This is a genomic window from Bradyrhizobium sp., from assembly GCF_049581145.1.
Classification (GTDB): Bacteria; Pseudomonadota; Alphaproteobacteria; order Rhizobiales; family Xanthobacteraceae; genus Bradyrhizobium.
On record NZ_JBAURI010001230.1, the window covers coordinates 1 to 3,314 of the forward strand.

The following is a 3,314-nucleotide window of genomic DNA, read 5'->3' on the forward strand; positions in this document are numbered from 1 at the left end:
GACGATCCGCTCATGTGACGTCGGCCACCGCTCCCTCCCCGTCATTGCGAGCGAAGCAAAGCAATCCATACTTGCTTTGCGGCACGATGGATTGCTTCGCTTGCGCTCGCAATGACGGCGTTTGGGCGAACGCCTGAGCACGCAGCTGACCGCGGTTGCGGGCGCGATCAGGCTAATTCCCGAGCGCTGTTGCGATCGCATGCCAGATCTGATCCTTCAGCTCGGTGGCGGGCGGGCTCGGGATCACGTTGACCGCAGCGGAGCGCTTCTGGCAGTCCTCGACCAGGCGCAGGATCCACACTTCGCCGTCGGTGAAATAGAGATCGCCGCCGCCATTGATGGCGCCCATGGTCGGGCCGATGCCGGTCACCTGATATTTTGCGGTCGCCATGCCGGCCGTTTCGATGTCGGTGATCAAGAGCAGCCGGTCGGCGTCGATATCGCCGCTGATGTGATGGGTGATGGCGCCGGTAAAATGGCTGACGCCGACGCCGCGGTCGAAGGTCACGGCGCCGAGCCAGACCGGCCGCTGCTCCTGGCCCTGATCCATCACCTTCCAGAACCGGACATGATGGCGCTGGTCGGCGCTCTTGCCGGCCGGCTTCTCGAAGGCGAGATCCTCGCGCCGGCCGAGATAGAACAGGTTGGAGACCGGCGCGTCCTTGTAGGCGCGGTCGAGCAGCACGCTGCCGGCAATCGCGATCGAGGAGCGGAACGTCACCGGATCGGCCGGGTACCAGCCGGCCTGGTTCATCGCGCAGAGCACCTCCTTGTCGCTGCCGATCAGCCCGACATTGATGGGATCGCCGGGAATGCCCTGCGCCGTCCGCGTCACCATCGGCAGGCTCGCGAGCCCCTTCTGGTGCTCATAATGGGTCCAGAACACCGGCAGCACCAGATAGGCCACGACGGTATAGACCAGCACCGCCGTCAGCAGCGTCAGCAGCACCTGATCGAGCTGCGCATGCTTCGTCGCCTTCGCTTGCAGGTCGATGGGTTGATCGGCCACGGCGTGGACTCGCAGATTGGAGAAGACTGGAGCTTCTTCTATCGCGTCATAACCGGCTTTGTACCCTCATCCCGAGGAGCATCGCGCCAGCGATGCGTCTCGCAGGACGAGGCCCGGAAATACGCAGCGGGGCCTCATGGTTCTCCAGGCGATGCAAAGCATCGTCCGGAGACGGCGCTGACGCGCCTCCTCACCATGAGAAGCCGGTGACGCAGCAAAACTATCGCTTCGTTTCGCGGCAGCCGGCGGCCTCGGCCTCTTCCACCGAACAGAACCAGCGCGTGCCCTTGCTGATCTTCATCTTGATCTGCGCATACCAGCGGCTGGTCGGCTTGTGATAGATGCATTCGCCGGCGCTGTTGACGTTGCCCTTGATGGTGCAGTCGGGCGAGGGCGCGACCTCGCCGGAGGCCGAGGCGAGCAGGATGGCGCGGGCATTGTCCGGCACCTTGACGGTGCCGAGGATCACCGTCTTCTTGTTGCGCACGCGCCAGTCCCATGGCGCGATGAACGCGCCCTGCCACAGCCCGGCCTTGGCGGTGCGGGCCTGCGCCTCGTCGGCATCATAGTCGTGCGAGGCGCGGTCATAGGCCAGTGCCCAGCCGTTCTTCACCATCCATTTCTGGATGTCCTCGCCGTCGATCTCGCAGCGCGCGATGATGCGGCCGCGGCGATCGGCATGCTCGCCGTGGCAGGTCCAGCTCTTGTTGTCGACGTGCTTGATCAACTCGTCGCGCGCGGCAACTCCGCAGGTCCAGCGTTCGCCCCTGGTATTGAGGCAGAGCTGATCGACCGAAGGCGCGTCGATGCCAAGCAGCCGGATCCGGCTGCTGCCGATCTGGACCTGATCGCCCTCGTGGACCTTCGCGACGCCGCTGATGTCGGCGGCGCGTGCTGGGCTTGAGGGGAGCTGGCTTGATAACAGCAGGCTCGGCGCGAGCAGGCGCAGGATGGCGAGCGGGAACTTCATCAGCATAAATGACCGAAGCAAAAGGGCGCGATTCGATAGACGCTCCGATTGTGGTGCGGATTTGGCCGTCAGGCCAGCGACGCGGGGCCGATTGTCCTCAACTCTCCGCTATCCGTCTATACTCCGTCATTGCGAGCGCAGCGAAGCAATCCGTTGCGCCGCAAAGAAAGCATGGATAGATCTCCAATTACGACCCTACCCCTCGGCAACCGCCCGATCAACTCCGTCCCGTCATCGCCCGGCGCGCCAGCGCCAGGCCCATCAGCACGAAGGCCGAGGTGACTTCGGGGCCGCCGACCAAAATCCGCGTCGGCGTCTTCATCTTGTTCCACTCATAGGCCCGGTACGGCCCGTGCCGGCCGCCCTCGCCGAGCTGGGTCACGATGCAGCGCAGCGCGGGCGCGAAGCTCGCGACCTCGGCGCCGAGCTGGCCGAGCGCGATCAGCGCCAGCGCCGCGTCGAACACGTTCATCTCGGCCGTGATCAGTTCGCCCTGCACATAGGCCAGCACGCGGGTGCGGATCAGGTCGAACGCGCCGGTCGGATCGATCGCGCGGCGTGCGGCCAGCGGCAGCGCGATGAAGGCCGCATAGCAGCGGCCGAAATAGGCGCAGTACAACTCGGGGAGATAATAGATATGCGAGCGCGGATCGGTGAAGGCGCCGCTGTCGGCGAGCCGGCGCTGGAAGCCGATGATGCGCTGCACCGTCTCCAGCCGCTGTGGTGTCTCCAGGATCTTCCAGCGGGCGAGGTTGCGGAACGAGACCTCGAGGATGTCGAGATTGAGGGTCGGATCGAGATCGTTGCCGAACGGCCGCTCGCCGGCGGCATTGTCGATCCAGGTCGCAACCCCGCCCTCGAACTCGATATGGTCGTTGAGCGGCACCGTGACGCGCGGCTCGTTGGCGCCGCTGCGCACCTGGTAGCCGGCGTAGAAGTCGATGAGCGGCTGGCTCAGGATCGGATCGTCGGAGCCGGCTTGCGTCGCGGCCGAGAACGAGCAGGCCGTGGTATCGCAATCCGGCACGTAGACACCGAAGCCGAGATCCTGCTTGATCTGCGCGAAGAACCGCGAAAATCGCGGATGCGGCAACGGCGCCAGCGCCGTGACCACGGTGAAGCTGCTGCCGTCCAGCGCGCGCACCTCCTCGCGGCTGGTCACCAGGCAGAACGCCACCATGTCGGCGATGGCGCGGCGTGCCGCGGCGATGTCGGCGGCCGAGGCGAGGCCGGTGTCGACGAAGCCGAGCAGCGCCTCGGTGAAGAACGCGTCGTAATAGGCCGAGCGGTGGCGGATCTGCATCGGCTGCCACATCGGCTCGGCGATGCCTTTCC

At 65.5% G+C, this 3,314-nt stretch carries 2 protein-coding genes and 1 pseudogene; all 3 read right to left on the reverse strand.

The window, feature by feature from the left end:
• Window positions 1-172 precede the first annotated feature (172 nt).
• Window positions 173-949: an LssY C-terminal domain-containing protein gene (locus WCB02_RS39180; RefSeq protein WP_423967696.1), complete on the reverse strand. Its 777-nt coding sequence runs from the start codon at window positions 947-949 to the stop codon at window positions 173-175.
• Window positions 950-1,229: 280 nt separating this feature from the next.
• A complete protein-coding gene (locus WCB02_RS39185; RefSeq protein ID WP_423967698.1) occupies window positions 1,230-1,985 on the reverse strand; it encodes a thermonuclease family protein in 756 nt (251 codons plus the stop codon).
• A gap of 211 nt (window positions 1,986-2,196) precedes the next feature.
• A pseudogene (locus tag WCB02_RS39190) lies at window positions 2,197-3,314 on the reverse strand (hypothetical protein); the annotation flags it as partial.